General features: G+C 57.9%; 21 protein-coding genes. 9 read left to right on the top strand and 12 right to left on the bottom strand.

Going from position 1 to position 19,094, the window contains the following annotated elements:
- Positions 1–17: 17 nt before the first annotated feature.
- The 4 genes from rpsD to ABJN86_RS07235 form a co-directional block, all read right to left on the bottom strand.
- Positions 18–638 (bottom strand): 30S ribosomal protein S4, encoded by a 621-nt coding sequence (gene rpsD / locus ABJN86_RS07250; RefSeq protein ID WP_348365897.1) that lies wholly within the window; start codon positions 636–638, stop codon positions 18–20.
- 132 nt (positions 639–770) lie between these two features.
- Positions 771–1,478: a M50 family metallopeptidase gene (locus ABJN86_RS07245; protein ID WP_348365895.1), complete on the bottom strand. Its 708-nt coding sequence runs from the start codon at positions 1,476–1,478 to the stop codon at positions 771–773.
- A 179-nt stretch (positions 1,479–1,657) separates the two neighbouring features.
- Entirely contained in the window at positions 1,658–2,032 is a 375-nt protein-coding gene (locus tag ABJN86_RS07240) for a hypothetical protein (RefSeq protein WP_348365893.1), read from the bottom strand.
- Positions 2,033–2,075: 43 nt separating this feature from the next.
- Positions 2,076–2,471, bottom strand: coding sequence for a DM13 domain-containing protein (locus tag ABJN86_RS07235; RefSeq protein ID WP_348365891.1), 396 nt, complete (start codon positions 2,469–2,471; stop codon positions 2,076–2,078).
- 159 nt (positions 2,472–2,630) lie between these two features.
- On the opposite strand from ABJN86_RS07235, the gene ABJN86_RS07230 reads away from it, so the two are divergent.
- Positions 2,631–3,212, top strand: coding sequence for a TetR/AcrR family transcriptional regulator (locus ABJN86_RS07230; protein ID WP_348365890.1), 582 nt, complete (start codon positions 2,631–2,633; stop codon positions 3,210–3,212).
- Positions 3,213–3,221: 9 nt separating this feature from the next.
- On the opposite strand, the gene ABJN86_RS07225 is transcribed toward ABJN86_RS07230, so the two are convergent.
- From ABJN86_RS07225 to modA, 5 genes are all read right to left on the bottom strand, one after another.
- Positions 3,222–4,277 (bottom strand): Hint domain-containing protein, encoded by a 1,056-nt coding sequence (locus ABJN86_RS07225; RefSeq protein ID WP_348365888.1) that lies wholly within the window; start codon positions 4,275–4,277, stop codon positions 3,222–3,224.
- A gap of 163 nt (positions 4,278–4,440) precedes the next feature.
- Positions 4,441–5,352, bottom strand: coding sequence for a lipid A-modifier LpxR family protein (locus ABJN86_RS07220; protein ID WP_348365886.1), 912 nt, complete (start codon positions 5,350–5,352; stop codon positions 4,441–4,443).
- Positions 5,353–5,394: 42 nt separating this feature from the next.
- Entirely contained in the window at positions 5,395–6,486 is a 1,092-nt protein-coding gene (modC, locus tag ABJN86_RS07215; RefSeq protein WP_348365885.1) for a molybdenum ABC transporter ATP-binding protein, read from the bottom strand.
- Positions 6,483–7,184 (bottom strand): molybdate ABC transporter permease subunit, encoded by a 702-nt coding sequence (gene modB / locus ABJN86_RS07210; RefSeq protein WP_348365883.1) that lies wholly within the window; start codon positions 7,182–7,184, stop codon positions 6,483–6,485. Before modB ends, modC begins: the two co-directional genes overlap by 4 nt.
- Positions 7,181–7,849: a molybdate ABC transporter substrate-binding protein gene (modA, locus tag ABJN86_RS07205; RefSeq protein ID WP_348365882.1), complete on the bottom strand. Its 669-nt coding sequence runs from the start codon at positions 7,847–7,849 to the stop codon at positions 7,181–7,183. The genes modB and modA overlap by 4 nt, the downstream gene beginning before the upstream one ends.
- Before the next feature lie 78 nt (positions 7,850–7,927).
- Between modA and ABJN86_RS07200 the strand changes: the two genes are divergently transcribed.
- The 7 genes from ABJN86_RS07200 to ptsP all read left to right on the top strand — a co-directional run bounded on the left by ABJN86_RS07200 (position 7,928) and on the right by ptsP (position 15,094).
- Entirely contained in the window at positions 7,928–8,944 is a 1,017-nt protein-coding gene (locus ABJN86_RS07200) for a threonine dehydratase (RefSeq protein ID WP_348365880.1), read from the top strand.
- A gap of 77 nt (positions 8,945–9,021) precedes the next feature.
- Positions 9,022–9,498 carry an NUDIX hydrolase gene (locus tag ABJN86_RS07195; RefSeq protein WP_348365879.1) on the top strand — a complete coding sequence of 159 codons (477 nt, stop codon included), beginning with the start codon at positions 9,022–9,024 and terminating at the stop codon, positions 9,496–9,498.
- Between the two features lie 86 nt (positions 9,499–9,584).
- A complete protein-coding gene (locus tag ABJN86_RS07190) occupies positions 9,585–10,001 on the top strand; it encodes a DUF1178 family protein (RefSeq protein WP_348365877.1) in 417 nt (138 codons plus the stop codon).
- A gap of 12 nt (positions 10,002–10,013) precedes the next feature.
- Complete coding sequence (locus ABJN86_RS07185) at positions 10,014–10,658, top strand: SDR family NAD(P)-dependent oxidoreductase (protein ID WP_348365876.1); 645 nt, start codon at positions 10,014–10,016, stop codon at positions 10,656–10,658.
- A gap of 69 nt (positions 10,659–10,727) precedes the next feature.
- The gene (locus tag ABJN86_RS07180; protein ID WP_348365874.1) at positions 10,728–11,966 is read left to right on the top strand and encodes an aspartate kinase; all 1,239 of its coding nucleotides are present in this window, start codon (positions 10,728–10,730) and stop codon (positions 11,964–11,966) included.
- Positions 11,967–12,066: 100 nt separating this feature from the next.
- Positions 12,067–12,696: a DUF4765 family protein gene (locus tag ABJN86_RS07175; protein ID WP_348365872.1), complete on the top strand. Its 630-nt coding sequence runs from the start codon at positions 12,067–12,069 to the stop codon at positions 12,694–12,696.
- Positions 12,697–12,847: 151 nt separating this feature from the next.
- Entirely contained in the window at positions 12,848–15,094 is a 2,247-nt protein-coding gene (ptsP, locus tag ABJN86_RS07170) for a phosphoenolpyruvate--protein phosphotransferase (RefSeq protein ID WP_348365870.1), read from the top strand.
- 211 nt (positions 15,095–15,305) lie between these two features.
- Here the strand turns inward: ptsP and ABJN86_RS07165 are convergent, their stop codons facing one another.
- A complete protein-coding gene (locus tag ABJN86_RS07165) occupies positions 15,306–16,082 on the bottom strand; it encodes an EcsC family protein (protein WP_348365869.1) in 777 nt (258 codons plus the stop codon).
- 5 nt (positions 16,083–16,087) lie between these two features.
- Positions 16,088–16,579: an N-acetyltransferase gene (locus tag ABJN86_RS07160; RefSeq protein WP_348365867.1), complete on the bottom strand. Its 492-nt coding sequence runs from the start codon at positions 16,577–16,579 to the stop codon at positions 16,088–16,090.
- 78 nt (positions 16,580–16,657) lie between these two features.
- Here ABJN86_RS07160 and ABJN86_RS07155 point away from each other — a divergent pair, with 78 nt between their 5' ends.
- Positions 16,658–17,263, top strand: coding sequence for a flavin reductase family protein (locus ABJN86_RS07155; RefSeq protein ID WP_348365865.1), 606 nt, complete (start codon positions 16,658–16,660; stop codon positions 17,261–17,263).
- A gap of 93 nt (positions 17,264–17,356) precedes the next feature.
- Here the strand turns inward: ABJN86_RS07155 and ABJN86_RS07150 are convergent, their stop codons facing one another.
- On the bottom strand, positions 17,357–18,541 hold the full coding sequence (locus tag ABJN86_RS07150) for a BCCT family transporter (RefSeq protein WP_348365863.1): 1,185 nt from the start codon (positions 18,539–18,541) through the stop codon (positions 17,357–17,359).
- Positions 18,542–19,094: the final 553 nt, after the last annotated feature.

Below are 19,094 nucleotides of genomic sequence, written 5' to 3'. Positions count from 1 at the left end.
CTCGACGCTGCAGAAGCTTAGTTCTGCGCGTAGTATTCGATCACGAGGTTTGGTTCCATCACAACAGGGTATGGCACGTCGCCAAGACCTGGTGTGCGAACGAAAGTCGCGGCCATTTTGGAGTGGTCAACTTCCATGTACTCTGGAACGTCACGCTCTGGCAGTTGGGATGCTTCGATCACCAGCGCCATTTGACGGGACTTCTCACGCACTTGGATCACGTCGCCTTCTTTCACACGGTAGGAAGGGATGTTTACCTTCTTGCCGTTTACTGTGACGTGGCCGTGGTTCACGAACTGGCGTGCAGCGAATACGGTTGGAACGAATTTGGCGCGGTAAACAACTGCGTCCAAGCGGCGCTCCAGCAGGCCGATCAGGTTTTCGCCTGTGTCGCCTTTAACACGAGCAGCTTCAACGTATGTACGCTTGAACTGTTTCTCTGTCAGGTCGCCGTAGTAACCTTTCAGCTTCTGCTTGGCGCGAAGCTGCAGACCGAAGTCAGACAGTTTGCCTTTGCGGCGCTGACCGTGCTGGCCGGGGCCATATTCACGACGGTTTACTGGGGATTTAGCGCGGCCCCAGATGTTTTCGCCCATCCGGCGGTCAATTTTGTATTTGGCAGCGGTACGTTTAGTCATACGCTGATCTCCTTCTTATATGTTTTAGAAGGGCGTTGTCCTTCCCCCGGATTTTGCCGGAGTGACAGGGTTCCTCTTGCGAGGGCCACCAACACCAATGAAGCCGCGCTTATAGACGGGTTTGGGGGGGAGTCAATCAGCTTTCGAAGCGGGGCTGAAAGCAATGTTGCTAGACGCCCCCAACCCATAGCGCAGGCTTGCCCCGATCGCCAACAGGCTAAGCACCAACCACAGCCCGCCCCACAGCATTGTGGTGCCCCCGAATTCATCCGCAAGCATCCATGCGTCCGACTGCAAATGTGACCGCGCGATGGTGTCCGAGAAGATATCAAACGGCACATAGATCATCGAGGTCAGCCCGATCACGCGCAGCACAACATCGTTGATGCGGTGGTCCAGCCAACGCGCCATCGCCAAAAGCAAAACCGCCACTCCGACGCAAAAGAACAAGGCAAAGGCATCGCGCACATACAAAGCCGCGACCGCCAGAAAGAGCAGCCCCATGCCCGCCACCACCGCGCGGTCCAACGTGCTGCGCAACGCCGCGAAGAAAACCCCCATCCCGATCAGCAACGAGCCAAGGTAGCCGGCCGTCAACGTCCAAAACCGCGACCCACCGCGCAACATCACTTGGCCGCCCTGCTGGGGGGAAATGGTCAGGCTTTCAATTGATCCGCCCGTCGCCACCCCCACCACCCCGTGGGATAACTCATGCAGCAAGACCACCGTGATTTTGAGGGGCACCATAACCGGCGTCGACCACAACACGACAATGAGCGACATCAGCACGAATAGCTGCCAATGCCCCCGAAAGAAGGCCACGGTGTTAGACCACATCATGCATCAACTCTGCCGCCATGAATGTAGGTAGTGCTTTCACAAATCATTCCGTCTCAGATTGGTGGGGCCAACAATATGGCACGGCTAACATACCATATCATACCGCTCACCGCCCGCCCAAAACAGAAAAAGGCGACCGATGCGGCCGCCCTTCCCTACGTCATTTTCAGTGATCGCGTCTAGCTTGGCGAACCAGCGTCGGGTTGCACTGTCAGGCCCAGCCCGACCACTGCAAGAACCGCCACCCCATTGACTAGGTAATAGGCCATATCAAGGCCTGAGAACCCTAGGACGAAAGGAGCGAGGATGAACACGACAGCCGCCACCCCGTCCACGCTTAGATGCAACCAAAACGGGATGATCCTCGCGATGGAGAACCGATAGTCAGTGATCAAGCTCATCACAATCACCGCAACGCCGGTTAGGACGGACAGCCAGACGGCCATCATCGAGGACGCTCCGAGACCCAGAATAGACGGGGCCGCGATCAGTGTTACGCCAACGATATAGTCCAATACGCCGTGCATGTTTGGTGTGATAAACTTAAGCGACATTCGGTTTTCCTTTATTTCATGTGAACGGGTTTGCTAGCGAGATTTAGTTCAGCTGAGCGACACCCAAAGGCACGGCAAATTGCAGGCACCAGATGTAGACCTCATTAAAGTCATCCACGTTCACCGATGCAGGTACTTTGTAAACTTGTGTGCCGTTCAGGTTTTGCAGAATGCCAAGGTCGGTCAGCGGTACGTGTTTGCCGTCTTTGCCAAATGCCACGCGGGGATCAGGTGCGCCGTCCAGCGAGAAGTCGCTGTCCAGAATGACCAAGGCACCGCCATCAGCTGTTTTGAAGACAGACACGCCACCGGTTGTGATGTGATCGCTCGCGCCTTCAAAGGTGCCAGTTGCGGCCACGTCTGCCTGCGCTGTCAAAGGTGCAGAAATTAGGGTTGCGGCTACGGCCGCCAATGCGATTTTGGATACGAGAGATTTCATGTCTATGTCCTTTAGATAGTTGCCCGAAGCACCGCCAATGCGGAGGGGATGGGTACTACCTACAGTTAGGAACCGTTCGGTACAAAACACGTCTTCGTGATTGGGTACTATTCAGTTCCAAACCCGTATATACTATGAATACACCTTGAGGATAACAGCATGGCCCGCCCCAGAGAGTTTGACCCCGACGATGCAATAGAACGCGCAATGAATGTGTTTTGGCAGCACGGCTACGATGGCGCCTCCCTCGCCGACTTGCTGGCTGGCATGGGTCTAACCCGTGGCAGCCTTTACAAGGCCTTCAAGGATAAGCACTCGTTATTCCTACGTGTGTTAAAACGGTATGAGCAGGGTGCCGTCGCACAGGCCGTTGAATTTCTGAGTGCAGAGGACATCCCAGATGGCACCGCAAGGATTGAAGCCATGTTTGGGGGAATTGTGGACACTGTCGTCTCGGGCGACAAACGGGGCTGTTTGCTTTGCTCAGCTGCGGCGGGGCCAAGCTCTTATGACGAAGACATCGCCGCCGCCGTAAAAACTGGCCTGCAACAAATGCACGGCGGGTTTTCAACGGCCCTAGCCGCCTCCGACATCCCAACTTCGCAGCATGCGACCCTCGCGGATCTGCTGGTCACCCAATACGTCGGGTTGCGCATCATGTCGCGCTCGGTTGATCAGTTGGATATCCTCACAAGATCAGCCGAGGCAATCACGCAACTCCTGCGCCACCCCAAGCATTAAGCCGCCAACTTAGATCATATCATGCATCAAGATCGCCGCTTCCGAGCGGTCCAAGTTGCGACGCGCAAACGGGCCGTAGCTGTGAAGGTCGCGCTTAAGGTCGGGGAACAATTGCAACAAGCCCACTCGCTGCTCCGCGTCCACCGTTTTCAAGGTGGTGTTGGCGGGGTGGTAGCTCTCGGTTGCGACGCCGTTCGCCCATAACACCTGATGGCGCGATAGCAGAAGATGCACATAGGTCACCTCTTTGACCGCGTGATCCACAAAGACGGAATGATCGTTGATCAGGTCAGATGCCGCAACCAGCACTTCAGACTGATTGAACAACGCTTGCGCGTTGGGGCCAGAGAATAAAATCCGGTGGTGCGGCGAGACCAACAGGTCTTCGTCAGGAATTTCGCTGTCCAACGCTCCAGTGCGCAAACGAATAGGGCGCATCTCGGGCATGGCATATAGGCGCGCGCCGGACATGCGGCGATGGCCGATCCACAAAACCTCCTGCGGGCCGTCATCCTTGGTTTGAACCACGTCGCCGACGTTCAGGTTCTCCACGTGGGTCTCGCCTTCGGGTGTGCGAATGCGGGTGCCTTTGGTGAAGCAGATAACGTCGCCGCCAAAGTCGCTGGAGCGGCGCTCAACAGTGTCTGCGCCCGGAACGGACGACACATGGTAATCGCGCCCAGCCAATGGAACACCATCCGCACACCACCACAAAATGATGGGCAATCGCGAGGACCGAATGGGTACCAAGGTGAAGCGCATTGCGCCATCTGTCAGCACGTAGCCCTCGGGGCCTGCTTCATTGCTGGTACCGATGTCCAGATCAACGCCTTCGGGAAGGTCAAACTTGCGCTCAACCACCCGTGCAACACGCCGTCGCAGATCGTCGCCCCCAATAGGGTCAGTTAGAATTAATGGAGTATGCGCCCCATCCAGACGCACTTCGTCCCCGTGCCAAGACCAGACCTGACCGGCCTGTGGCAACTGGTCTGGGGCACATGCGGCACCATCCAGCTGAATTTGGTCTGACGTGAGGACATACGTGCCTTGAAAGCCCGTTTTCATGTCCGTTACCTGCTCAAGTTTTTTTATTTTTGGTCGTCTTTTTTTTAAGCGGTAACATGAAAGGCGGAACCTGGATAGAGCGTGTTAACAAATTGTTAAGGGCTGCAGTTAACCTGTTGCTTTGAGGACTCGTTCGCCTTTGGCCTCATCCTTCCGGTAGCGATTAGAAATTCAGGCTTGCGCTAATCGAGCCGACGAGCTGTCCCTCGGGCTGGCTTTCAAATTCCTCGCTCAAGTAGGTCACCCCGTAGAACAACGACCCCTTGCGGAATTGCTGGTGCAATCCAGCCCGCAGCCGCGCACGCATGTCTTCGGGCACGATGCCTGGCGTATCTAGATACTGGCTATCAGCCACATAGGCGATGTCGCCACCCAAAATCATCGACAACCCAAGCGCACGCTCCCCTGCCACGCCGGTATAAAGCTGCCCCGTGGGGCTATCGCGCAGCAACAGCGCCCCCCGCCCGAAGCCGCCAAACGTCACGTCTGCACCAACCCGCGCCAAGGTCTCCGCACCGGCTTGCAGCTCCACAAAGGGCCGTATCTTCCCGTTGCCACCAAAGTTAAACTCGCGCCCCGCTTCAAAGGTCAACGTCGGGTAGATCGCATTGTCGACCTGAGACCCGTCTACATTCACACCAGAGGAGCTGAGCAGCCCATGCAGGCTGTCTTGCAGCTGATCCACATTGGTTTGCGGCCCGACCACAACCACATCCAGCCCAAGGCTCATCTCGACCGCACCTTTTTGGAAATGGGTATGCGCCCCGAATGACAACGCCCCCACATACAAACGGTCCGATGCATTCGGCGTGGCGACATTCTCTGGCGTGATCATCTCCACCCGAAAGCGGTACTCAATCAGCGCGCCAAAGCGATCGGGGCGCGTGCCGTTCCACTCCTCGCCGCGCACATGCGACACCACCAATGACGCGCTGCGCCAACGGTCATGATCATCGCCCAATGCGTCGTTGTTAAACAGGCTGCCCCAGCCCAAGGACTGACGTCCCTCGGCCATTGCGGCACCCGTCGCCCCCAGAAGGAACAAGCTCGCCATGACATTACGCAAGACATTCATAGGGGGCCTCAAATCGTTGTTCTTAATTGCTATATGGCGCTGCTATACGTTTGCGCGACCGCTCAAATCCATTGGTGCAACCGACACCGACTTGATAACCGCGTAACAGCTTATTCCCGTTTGTAGCCCCATCGCCCGTGCAGATCGACGGGTAATCCGCGCCATCAGCACATCGTCACCAGAGCGCAACGCAACCGCAACACCCGGCCCCTGCCCCTCATGTACGCGTGTCACCGTACAGGGCAAAATATTGAGCGCCGACAATCCGTCCGGTTTGTCCTTCGACAAGATCACGTCACTGGCACGGATGCGAACGCGCATGGCGCTGCCGTCGGGCGCGGTGACGCGTGGCAAGAACAGCCGCCCCGCGCTGGTCGCCAGCTCGCTCAATCCGTCGCTGCCGTCTGCGGTGGTTAGGGTGACATCCATAATGGCTCCAGCCTCGCGCACTCCGATGTCAGATATCGCGGCGGGGTCCGATAGGATTTCCCCCAAAGAGCCGGATCGTGCGACGCGCCCACCACGCAACACCACCAAGTTGTCGGCCAACTGCGCCACCTCGCTCATCGCGTGGCTGACGTAGAATACCGGTATGTTGGTCCGCTCCACGAAAGCCTGCAGATACGGCAGGAACTCGGCCTTGCGGGCGTCATCCAAGGCCGCCAGCGGCTCATCCATCAACAGCACTTTTGGCTGGCTCGTTAGGGCCCGCGCAATGGCCACCCGCTGCGCCTCGCCCCCCGACAAATCGCGGGGGGAGCGGTCCATCAAATGCTCAATCCCCAGCGCCGATAGGCCTGGATCCATCTTGGTCGAATAGGACAGGTTGGGTCGCCCGTATTCGATGTTCTGCGCCACGCTCATATGCCCAAACAGGCGCGGTTCTTGGAACACATACCCGACACGCCGCTTGTGCGGCGCGACGGCCTCCCCCGTGGCACTGTCAAACAACGTCCGCCCCGCGACACGGATATGCCCCGCATCCGGCGTGCTCAGCCCCGCAATTGCATTAATCACCGAGGTTTTGCCGCTACCCGACGGCCCGAACAACGCGGTGACCCCGCCTTGGCTCTCAAAGGCCACATCCAGTGCGAAGTCGCCAAGCTGCTGTTTAATGTGAACCGAGACGCTCATGATCTGCGCCTTCCCACACGTCCCGCCACGCGCCGCGCCACCCATTCGGACAGGGCCACGGCCCCCAGCGCGATAATCAAGGACACCACGACCAACCGACCTGCTTGGGTCTCGGCACCCGGCACCTGCAAGAACGCGTATATGGCCGAAGGGATGGTCTGGGTCTGCCCGGGTATCGCGGCCACGAATGTGATCGTCGCGCCAAATTCACCCATCGCTTTGGCAAAGCCCAGCACCGTCCCCGCAATCACTGACGGCAAGGCCGCAGGCAAGGTGATCGTGCGGAACACCCGCCAAGGCGAGGCCCCCAAGGTCGTCGCCGCCTGCTCTAGTTTCGGATCGCTCGCCTCGAACCCCAACCGGATCGCACGCACCATTAGGGGAAACGCCATGATCGCCGCCGCCAAGGCAGCGCCAGTCCAACGGAAGGCCAGCACGATGCCGATGTTGCTCAGAAAGCCGCCAATGGCCCCTTGGGTCCCGAAGGTCAGCAGCAACAAATACCCCGTGACAACCGGCGGCAAGACCAGCGGCAATAGGACCGCGGCGTTCAGCACGCCTTTGCCCACAAACTCGCGCCGCGCCAAAAGATGCGCCACCCAGATGGCCAAAGGCAGGATCGCCAGCGTCGCCACAACCGACACACGCAGCGACAGCCACACGGCAGCCCATTCCGCTTCTCCCAACCCCAGCGTCATGGCGCACCAAACCCATGCGCGGTGAAAACCTGCCGCGCGGCGTCCGATAGCAAAATTTGATACACCGCCTCGGCCCCTTCGGAGGCGCGGGTGGTCAGCGCCAACGGGTAGCGGATCGGCAGAACGGGCACGGCAGGCACAGCATGGATCACCTGCACCGACGGCTCGGCCACCGCGTCGCTGGCATAAACCACGGCAAACGGCACCTCGCCGCGTGCCGTCAAAGCAAGGGCCGCGCGCGCACTGTCTGTCTCGATGATGCGCGACGCTACGGCGTCCCACTGCCCTGTCGCTTGCAAGCTGGCCTTGGCGTAAATGCCCACTGGGACGGAGGCCAGAAGCCCCGTCGCCACGCGACCATCGCCGGATAGCACATCTTGCAGGCTCGCCGCCTCATGCCCCACAACCACCAAGGAGTTGGACAGCAAATCAACGCGGCTCGCGCCCTCAATAGCGCCGCCCGCCTCGGCGGCATCCATCCACACCTCATTGGCCGAAAAGAATATATCCGCAGGGGCGCCCTGCATCACCTGACGCGCCAATAACCCGCTGCCCCCGTAGGATATGCGCACCGGCAGGCCTTGCGTCACCTCATCCAACGCCGTCTTCAGGCTAGAGGCCGCGAAGATCACCACGTCCGCCGCCGAAGCGGTCAATGGGGCCAAGCAAAAGGCCAAAGCTATGAAAACACGCCTGAACATCGCAGCTGATTGTGGGCAATGTGCGGACAGGTGCAAGGCCAAATGCCACTTGCGGCCCGATGTGGCGCGGTTAGTCTGCCCCTTATGATGACATTCACCAAATCCGAGCTAGAGGACGCCTGCGCCCTCGTCTACCGCCACATGGCCGCCACGCCCCAATATAGCTGGCCCATGCTGAACGCCCGAACCGGCACGCCCACATGGGTCAAGCACGAAAACCACAGCCCCACCGGCGCGTTCAAAATGCGCGGCGCGGTCACCTTCATTGACTGGCTCACCCGCACGCACCCCGATGTGCCGGGCATTTGCACCGCGACCAAAGGCAACCACGGCCAAGGGCAGGCCAAAATGGCCACCGCTGCGGGGTTGCGGGCGTTGGTCTATGTGCCCCACGGCAACTCGGTAGAGAAAAACGCCGCCATGCGCGCCTTCGGGGCAGAGCTAGTGGAGCATGGCACCGACTTTGACGAGGCCAAGGCCGAAGCCATCCGCGTGGCGTCTGAGCAAGGGTTGTTCATCGTCCCCCCGTTCCACAAGGAGCTGGTACGCGGCGTGGCGACCTATGCGTATGAATTGCTCACCGCGCAGCCTGATCTGGATACGATCTATGTGCCTATCGGATGTGGCTCGGGCATCTGCGGCACCATTTTGGCCCGTGACGCCTTGGGGCTGAAGACCAAGGTGGTGGGCGTGGTCTCGGAAGGCGCGCAGACCGCCAAATTGTCGGTAGAGGCTGGGCGCATGATCGAGACCAGCGCGCCAAACACATTCGCGGATGGCATGGCCGTGCGCATCCCCGTCGCGGAGGCCTATGAGATTTACGCCAAAGGGGCGGAGCGGATCATCACCGTCAGCGACGACGAGGTGGCCGAAGCCATCCGCGCCTATTACCACTGCACCCACAATGTGGCCGAAGGCGCGGGCGCGGCCCCTCTGGCCGGATTGTTGCAAGAAAAGGATCGCATGGCAGGCAAAAACTGCGGTGTGATCCTATGTGGCGGCAACATCGACACCGCGTGGTTCTTGAAAGTCTTGGCGGGTGAAACACCAAAACTTTAGCGAGAAGCCTTTGAAATTCGGGCTGTTAAGGCTAAATTAGGCTCAAAGGTGCGAAAATGCGCCATTCGGAGCAGGCTATGTCGTTGATCAAATTGAAGCACCCGCCATTGCGGATGGAAGGGTCCCATAAGCGGGAGGTGCGCACCCAGTTCGGCGCACTTTGCTTCAGAACGCACAAAGATGAGACGCAAGTGATGCTGATCACCTCGCGCAATTCTCGCCGCTGGATCATCCCAAAGGGCTGGCCCATGGAAGACATGTCGCCCGCCCAAGCCGCCGCCATCGAGGCCTATGAGGAAGCGGGCGTTGAGGGCAAAGCCTATAACATCTGCCTTGGCCTCTATTCCTACCTCAAGCTGATGGACAAAACCGACGACCTGACCTGCGCCGTGTCCGTCTTCCCTTTGAAAGTACAAAACGCCGCAAAGGTTTGGCCCGAAAGCAAAGAACGCAAACGCAAGTGGTTCAGCCTCAAGAAAGCCGCCGCCCGTGTGCGCGAACCAGAGCTGCGCAAAATCATCAAGACCTTCGACGCCTCCTTACTTAAGTCCTGAACCACATCCGCAGCGCTTTACGCTTGTCTTCGCCATGTGGTGGCTTACCCTTAAACGACCGATAGCCCTCGACCTTGGACCCCAACATGATCCGCTACGCCCTCTCTTGCGTCAAAGACCACAGCTTCGACAGCTGGTTCCAGTCCGCCGACGCCTTCGACAAGCTGCATGCCGCGGGTATGGTGTCATGTGCGGTTTGTGGCACTACCGAGGTGCAAAAATCCATCATGGCTCCGCGTGTGCGCACATCCGACACTGAAAAACCATTGTCCGCGCCCGCCTCGCCTGCCGAGCAGGCGGTCAAAGAGCTGCGCGAGCAAGTCGAGGCCAACTCCGAGAACGTCGGTGACAATTTCGTCACCGAGGCCCGCGCCATGCATGACGGCTCAGCGCCAGAACGCTCCATCTACGGTCAGGCCAAAATCGAGGACGCCAAAGCGCTTGTGGAGGACGGCGTGCCTGTCGTTCCCCTGCCCTTTGGGCCGAACCGCAAAACCAACTAGAGGACACCCGCGATGAGAGTTCTGATCACTGGCGCAAACCGTGGCATCGGATCCGCGTTACATGACGGCTACGCGGCGCGCGGTGATAATGTCACAGGAACCACCCGTGGGGATACCTCGGATGGCTTGGTGAAGCTTGATGTGAGCGACGCGGCGTCTGTCTCTGCGATGGCTGATCAGCTCGCCGGACAACCGCTAGACCTGTTGGTTTGCAACGCGGGCGTCTATCTCGACAAGGGCCATGACATCGGCGCAGGCTATGGCGCGGAGGTTTGGGCAACCTCGTTTGCCACCAACGTCACAGGCGTGTTCCTGACCATCGAGGCCCTGTTGCCAAACCTGAAAGCCGCAGGCGGCAAGGTCGCGATCGTGTCTTCGCAAATGGGGTCAAGCGAGCGTGCGGGGGGCAACGCCTTCATCTACCGCGCCTCCAAGGCCGCTGCGCTAAACCTCGGGCGCAATTTGGCGATAGAGCTGGCCCCTGAAATTGCCGTGGGCATCTACCACCCCGGCTGGGTGCAAATCGAAATGGGCGGCAGTGCTGCGCCGATTTCCGTTCACGATTCTGCTGCAGGTTTGATCCAACGGTTCGATACGCTCGACGCGAAAACCGCCGGTTGTTTCGAGATGTGGAACGGTGAGGCCATGCCTTACTAAGCCACCTGCCCTTGCCCTTCTCCGCCCATCGTCATAAGACGCTGCACGATACGACAAAGGGCAAAACCAATGCCAAGACTGGTAATGAAATTCGGCGGCACATCTGTCGCCAATCTGGACCGCATTCGCCGCGCCGCAAAACGCGTGGGCGTCGAGGTGGCCAAAGGCTACGAAGTCATCGTGATTGTGTCGGCAATGTCCGGCAAAACCAACGAGCTGGTGGGCTGGGTGAATGAAACCTCGCCGATGTACGACGCGCGTGAATACGACGCGATCGTGTCCTCGGGCGAAAACATCACCGCTGGTTTGATGGCGCTGACTTTGCAGGAAATGGACGTCCCCGCACGCAGTTGGCAGGGCTGGCAAGTGCCGCTCAAGACCACTGATGCGCATGGCTCAGCCCGTATCGAAGAAATTCCGACCGATAATCTGGACGCGAAATTCGGCGAGGGCATGAAGGTCGCGGTGGTCGCAGGCTTCCAAGGCATCAGCCCTGACGGCCGCATCACCACGCTTGGCCGCGGCGGCTCTGACACGACAGCCGTGGCGTTTGCCGCCGCATTCGATGCGGAGCGTTGCGACATCTACACCGATGTCGACGGCGTCTACACCACCGACCCACGCGTCTCGGACAAGGCCCGCAAGCTGGACCGCATCGCGTTTGAAGAAATGCTGGAGCTGGCGTCGCTTGGCGCAAAAGTGCTCCAAACCCGTTCGGTTGAACTCGCAATGCGCTTTGGCGTGAAGCTGCGGGTTCTGTCGAGCTTTGAAGAAATGGATGACAACGCAGGTACGCTGGTGTGTGCCGAGGAGGATATCGTGGAAAGCAACGTAGTCTCAGGTGTGGCTTTTGTAAGAGACGAAGCCAAAATGACCCTCATCTCGGTCGCCGACCGCCCCGGCATCGCCGCCGCAATCTTCGGGCCTTTGTCCGAGGCAGGTGTGAACGTCGACATGATTGTTCAAAACATCTCCGAGGAAGGTCGCACCGACATGACCTTCTCGTGCCCAGTCGACCAAGTTTCCCGCGCCGAAAAGGCGATGGAAGACGCCAAAACATCCGGCGAGATCAACTACCATGATCTGGTCGCTGATACCGAAGTCGCCAAAGTGTCCGTTGTGGGCATCGGCATGCGTTCCCACGCGGGCGTTGCGGCAAAGATGTTTGAAGCCCTGCAAGCCGAGGGCGTAAACATTAAAGTTATCACGACCTCCGAGATCAAAATCTCTGTGCTAATTGACCGCAAATACATGGAACTGGCCGTTCAAGCCCTCCATGACGCGTTTGAACTTGAAAAGGTGGGTTAACCTCAATCCTCAATATCCAACTTCGAAAAACCTGTGTTTGAAAGTAATCTCATGCTATTTCTAGCGTGCTTTCATTTTTCAAATTTTTTCGAGGACTATTATGCCTATTACAATCACCGCCGGTCGTGAAACACTCTCCGCTGACCAAATTCAAAAACTTGCTCAAGAAATGAGCGGCGGCACGGCAAAGGAAATTAGCCAAGTCCTGACGCGTTTTGATTTCCAAAACAAGCGCTTCGCTGACCACAAAGCCTTGCAGGACGCCGTCCACGCAGAATTACTACCCGATGTTCAAAAATGGTTTCGTTCTCTTACACCAGACGCGAATATCCAGCGTGCGGTGGATGGAAACTTCCTAACCGATGTCGTGTTAGTACGAGGGACCAGCGCCGTATCAGCCCAAGCGGCACTTAGTCGCAAGTCTGCAGGCGGCGAGATCTCCAACTTCGGCACACCTCGCCCGACCGAGCAAGAGGCCATAAGCCAAGTAGGTGGATCACAACCCGGTGCGGCCCAAGTAAAGCTACCCGAATTCACGCCAAGTATGGACATCGCCGACAAATGGGCAAAGCGTGGGGGCTTCTTTTTCATTAAAATTAACGCGAAATATCTCACCCGTGGGGATATAGGGCAAAAGGGATGGATCGCAAAAAAGGCAGCTCCAATCAGTGGCGGGTATTTCTACCCTCACCCAAACCCAGTCGCATTCAATATTCCGAACGCAGATTAATCTGCTCAGCAACACGGTAGGAAAAACTGGGCATGTGCGTAAAAACGCGCCTGCCGCCAGCAATTTTGCACAAGTACGAATTCTCTGCCCTCCACTTCGCAAAGAATCTCCCCTATAGCTAAACTAATGAATACCAAGGGGGGCGAAGAAATTGCCCAAAGGATCAGAAAGCGAAAGCCGCAAGCTGCTTGGCCGTTTGCGTGACACTCTTGCTGAGGAAGGCGCAGGCCAAGAACGGCTTGATCGCATCACAACAATTATTGCTGACTCTATGGGCACCGATGTGTGCTCGATTTATCTGTTTCGCGACGCAGAGACACTAGAGCTTTGCGCGACCGAAGGGTTGAACAAAGAGGCCGTACACCAAACCCGTATGCGGGTGGGTGAAGGTTTGGTTGGCCGTGTCGCCCGCTCCCGAAACCCGGTGAACGCCCCTGACGCCCCATCCGCACGCGGCTTCCGCTTCATGCCCGAAACCGGCGAGGAAATATTCTCGTCCTTCCTCGGCCTGCCAATTCAACGATTGGGCGAAACCCTTGGGGTTTTAGTCGTCCAATCCAAAGAATCGCGCCTCTATACGGATGACGAGGTCTACGCCCTTGAAGTGGTGGCGATGGTGTTGGCCGAGATGACCGAACTCGGCGCATTCCAAGACGAAGGCGCAGCCATGGGCGCGCGCCACACCCAACAAGCCCTGTTTCGCGGCGGCGTTGCACAAGAAGGTGCCGCAGAGGGTCACGTCTACCTGCACGAGCCCCGCGTCGTGGTCACCAACCCGATTGCTGACGACCCGCACGTCGAACGCAAACGGCTAGAGGACGCCATGTCCACCCTGCGCGGCACCGTCGACGAGATGCTCGGTGCCATGGGCAAAAAGGCCGACAAAGAACAAGTGAAGGTCCTAGAGGCCTACCGCATGTTCGCCAACTCGCGCTCTTGGGTGCGGCGTATGCAAGAGAACATTGGCCTTGGCCTCTCCGCCGAGGCCGCCGTGGAGAAAGAGCAATCCGCCACCCGCGCCCGCATGGAAAGCGTGCCGGACGCCTATTTGCGCGAACGCTTGCACGATCTTGATGACCTGTCCAACCGCCTGCTGCGCCTGCTGACCGGTCAAGGCAAGGACACCGGCGCAGAGATGCCCGACAACCCCATTCTGGTCGCCAAGAACATTGGTCCCGGTGAATTGCTGGATTACGGCAAGAAGCTAAAAGGCATCGTGCTAGAGGAGGGCTCCGTAGGCTCGCACGCGGCAATTGTTGCGCGGGCTTGGGCTATTCCCTTGGTCATCAACGCCAAACGCATCCTGACCGAAGCCTTAAACGGCGACCATATCCTTGTGGACGGCGACCAAGGCGTCGTGCACCTGCGCCCCGAAGACAGCGTTGCCGCCGCCTTCCGCGACAAGATCGCGATGCAAACGCAGGCGCAAGAACGCTACGCATCGATCCGCGAAAAGCCAGCGACATCGCTGGACGGGCAAACCATTACGCTGAACATGAACGCGGGCCTGATGGCGGATCTGCCGTCGTTGGTGGGGTCTGGCGCGGAGGGCGTGGGGCTGTTTCGCACGGAGCTGCAATTCCTGACCCGTGCACGGGTGCCTCGGCGCTCCGAATTGGCCAGCATCTATGGCTCGGTCATGGACGCGGCCAAGGGCAAGCCGGTGGTGTTCCGCACCCTCGACATCGGGTCGGACAAGGTGCTGCCCTACATGAAGCCCACCGAGGAGCCGAACCCGGCCATGGGCTGGCGCGCTATTCGTGTGGGCTTGGACAAAAAGGGCGTCATGCGCATGCAGTTGCAGGCGCTCATCCGAGCCGCCAACGGGCGCCCCTTGGCGATCATGTTTCCCTTTGTGGCCCAATTCGACGAGTTCCGCGACGCGCGGCAACATTTGCTTGATGAGTTGGAGCGCGAGAAAAAGATGGGGCATGTCATGCCCTCCGACGTGAAGATCGGGGCCATGCTGGAAACCCCGTCGCTGGCCTTCGCACCACAGCAGTTCTTCGAGATGGCGGATTTCATCTCTATTGGGGGCAATGACCTCAAGCAGTTCTTCTTCGCCGCCGACCGCGAAAACGAGCGCGTGCGCAAACGCTACGACACATTGAACGTCAGCTTCCTAAGCTTCCTTGGGCAGATCGTGGCACGCTGCAACGACACCAACACCCCCGTCAGCTTTTGTGGCGAAGATGCGGGCCGCCCTATCGAGGCGATGTGCTTCTCTGCTATTGGCATGCGAAGCCTATCGATGCGTCCTGCCTCTATCGGGCCGGTGAAAAGCTTGCTGCGGCGCACGGATCTCTCCGAGGCCAAGGCCGTGATCGACGAGGCCAGCGCCTCTGGCGCGCAATCGGTGCGCGGGGCAGTTATGGATTGGCTGACAGGGCGCAGCTAAGCCCCCTCATAGAACGCCACGCATCATGGATTTGGTGTTGAGCTGCGGTCTCAAAGGCGGTCATCCCCCCCAAAAAAACCCGCCGCACGGAGACATCCGCGCGGCGGGTCATACAAGCGGGAGGGAAAAACCCGCTAAATAACTGTTTACTTACTCTTGCCTCAGAATTTCTGCTGCTCGGCTAAGTAAGCGAAAGAACCTTACCTAAAGGTTAACGGATGGAGATATCTCTGGAGACCTCGCGGCGAAATGCCTCAACAAGTGCTGCGCGATCGGTTCCTGTCTCCTCGGCCAAACGTCGCAATCCAAAATTCACATGCGCCATTTCTTGGTAATAACTGGTGAAACTATAGTTAATCGCCGCCCCAGTAACCGCGCCCAAGACGGGCACCATCTGTGCCGCCAGCTTCTGCCCCAAAACCACCGCCAGCTTTGGTGATATGCTCTTGATTAACGCGTGAACGGTGACACCTGTGACGCTGGCCCTAAGGGTTAAAAAGCTCACGTCCGTACTGTCGTCCTCCGCCAAAGGCCCCGCAGACGCGAAGACCTGCAAGCATTCCAGTCTTGTGTCACCGTCACTTGGGTCGAACCCGTGATCTACTGCGATCCCTTGTATGGCGCGTAGGATGACAGTGGTGGTCACCGGCAGCTCCGCCAGCGCGGATGGCAGGCCGCCAAATCCGCCGGCCGCACCCGTTCCCATGGTCAGCGCGCGCGTCATCCATTGCCCCGTATCGGGCACCTTCCCACGCGACATCGCTGCCGCCTCAAAGCTGAATTCCAGAGCTTTCATGGTCGCGCTGTCAAGCCCGTCACGCGCGCCCTCCGGCAGCTTTTCCAGCAACCCGTCAGCTTGTGAGCCCAAAGCCCCGAGCACCTTTAACCCCACCCCGCGTGCATTTCTGTAACGGATCGCAAGATCTTCGATTTGCTCCCCCAATGGAGGATTTGCGGGTGCGATAGGCGGCAAAATAGATTGGCTCATCCCTATCAGATGGTGTCTGAACCCGTCTTTTTCAAGGAGGTCACGTCGCCCCGTACCCCGTCCCAGTCACCAAATCCCAACACGCGGGACGGGTTCGTGGGTGGCGGCATGATAACCCCCTGAAGCGGCTTGAACCCGAATTTACCGTAGTAGGGCAAGTCACCAACCAGCAGCACACGTGCCCAGCCAAGCCCCTCGGCACGGGCCAGACTATCGCGCATCAATGCGCCCCCGACGCCCTCGCCTTGACGGGTCGGGTGGACGGCGATGGGGCCAAGCAGCAGCGCCTTATGCCCGCTGACACAAATGGGCCAATACCGGATCGCGCCCCCGATAATTCCCGTCTCGTCGCTGGCCACCAAGGACAACTCGGGCACCGGATCAATGCCGTCGCGCAAGCGGTAAGACGACAGCGCCGTGCGCCCCGGCGCAAACGACAGGTCGTATAGGGCTTCCACGTCCCACCAATCTTGCGAATTTTCTTGCCTAAGTTCCAAGCCTGTTGCCCGATTTTGCCTATCACCGCAGTCTACATAGCGTTAAATTGCGGGCAACCAAGAAGGAAATTCCCACAGATGTTCTATCGCCCAGAAGACGGCCACAACCTGCCCCATAATCCATTCAACGCAATCGTCACCCCGCGCCCAATCGGCTGGATTTCGACCCGTGGCGCGGACGGCTCCGAAAACCTAGCACCCTATTCGTTTTTCAATGCCGTGGCCTATGTGCCGCCGCAGGTGATGTTCTCCTCGACCGCCACCAAGCCTGATCGCGGCGACACCAAGGATACCGTTGCCAACATTCGCGAGACCGGCGTGTTTTGCGTGAACGTGGTGGAATTCGCCATGCGCGATGCGATGAACGTCAGTTCAGGGCCGTGGGGCAAAGACGTGGACGAGTTCGACAAAGCGGGCCTGCCCCGCGTGGACTGCGACACCGTCCCCTGCTCCCGCGTGGCCACTGCCCCCGCCAACTTGGAATGCAAACTCACCCAGATCGTGCAACTTCCAGGCGAGGCCAACTTCGCGGTTTTTGGTGAGGTCACAGGCGTGCATATGCGCGACGACTGTCTGGTCGATGGCATGTTCGATGTCACCAAGTTCAAGCCATTGGCCCGCTTGGGTTACAAGGATTACACCCATGTCGATGAGGTCTTCAGCCTGACGCGCCCCGGCGAATAGCGCCAAACAAACCATGTCGTACGGGGGCGCCAGCTCGCGCTCATTCATTGGACCTGCCCAGCTTTCTAGGCAGGTCCATTTCGTTTAACGACGCTACTCTGCCGCGGTCACTGGATTCCCGTCCAAGTTGGACAGTTTTTCCCGTTTGACAAAGAACATGTAAGCCAACGCCGCAAGATAGATGCCGATAACAATTGTGCCCACCCATTGGATTTGCAGCCATTGGCTTTGGAACAGCAGCGTCAGCACGAATAGGCCAATCGCGTTGGCTAGGACGTACGACACAGTGCCGAAGCGCTCTGTGGTCAGGTTCATGTTGTCGGTGTAGAGCCGGATAAGTGAATCAAACGAGTTGATCACAAACACGATCCCAACGACTGTCATAGCCCAGTTCGGCAAGCCTTCCGTGCCAATCCCGTTGAGGTGGTAGAAGTACAGAACCGAAAACCACAGCGCCAAAGGAATGGAAGGGAATACCAGAAGGGCCCCCAGAAGTTGCCATGTTTTAAGGCCACCCACAAAACGGCTGACAAACTGACCAATCATGATTGACCATGCGAACCACCAGAAGAGGTAGAATTCATGGTAATCCGTCAATGGAATGATGAACTTATGAATGTTCGCAAAATAGCCGCCGATATTGCCGGACGTAGAGGCTAGATCTCCCACGCCCATGCCTGCGTTCAGGAACATGTAGAGGATCAATCCGAAGAACAGGACAGTTGAGCTGACCGAAAGAACTTTCACAAATTTCAGGTCGGTCGAGCTGAATGCCGCGATTAAGATGACTAAGAAACAGATTAGGTAGAACACCGGTAAAATAGTTTCGCCATCGCCGACCTCTGCGATGTAATAAGGCATGTAAATCAAGAACAACGCACCCGTGAAGGCGCATGTGGTGATGATCACGATGTTATTGAGAAGCTTGACCGCCGGGATCTTGAAGAACCCTATGCGCGGTTCAATCGCGCAGAAATAGAATGTCGTCAGGAAATAGAATGACCAGATCAAAAAGCCCCAGAACCCGAACTCAATTGCGAGCGGGTTGGTGAATGCATAGGCCGGTTCGGTCGCCGTATCTGCGTAGAGCGGAAAGTCGAACGCCAGCGGAAACATGATCAGACCGACATCCAGACCCGATGTGAACAAGATGGCGATGAAAGTGAACAGTGGCACAGGCGTGACGCCGGTGAGTGGAAGGTTCCACCACTTGATGACACAGAAGATCACGAGCACAAATGCAAGAATGACCCCGAATGAAATGATTGAAGTTAACATTTTTGCCCCTAGATTTAGATAGTTTGTAAGAATTACCCACGTATCGCATAGATTTGACGGTGAACACGCTTTGTCAACGATTCCTCAAGATCGCATTCCCCTCTCACGTGTCTAGTTCGTGAAGAGGTAGCGCCGCAAGTTGTCCCTCGGCAACACGCCGATTCCTTTGACCAAAAGCAACCATTGGAGCAACCGCAGTGGAATGACGCGTCCTCCCCCAGAGCCGGCATTGCGTACATACTTCATAAATGCCCGCTTTGGGCTCAAAAGGATTGCCGTTCGGGCCCGAATTGATCAAGGACGCCCGCTAACCATCCACAAACCACGCCAAATGCCCCGTGCAGCTGTGAGCGCCGTACGGGGGAGAGATGGTCTCATTCTAAGGAAGGCCCTATGAAGTCACGGGCCAGATACATAGGTGGCGGCGCCGCACATCGCGGAATTGCCAAACGGGGATGTCAGTCCCCCGTATCTTCAAACGCATGCGTCATGCAGATAGCCCTTTGTCTGGGCCCTGAATTCCACGAGCTATGTTTCGACGTCGAAGGGCAGG

The organism is Litoreibacter sp., assembly GCF_039974535.1.
GTDB lineage: Bacteria > Pseudomonadota > Alphaproteobacteria > Rhodobacterales > Rhodobacteraceae > Litoreibacter.
Note: the sequence above shows the minus strand (reverse complement) of the source record. Positions and strands in the feature narration are given on the sequence as shown.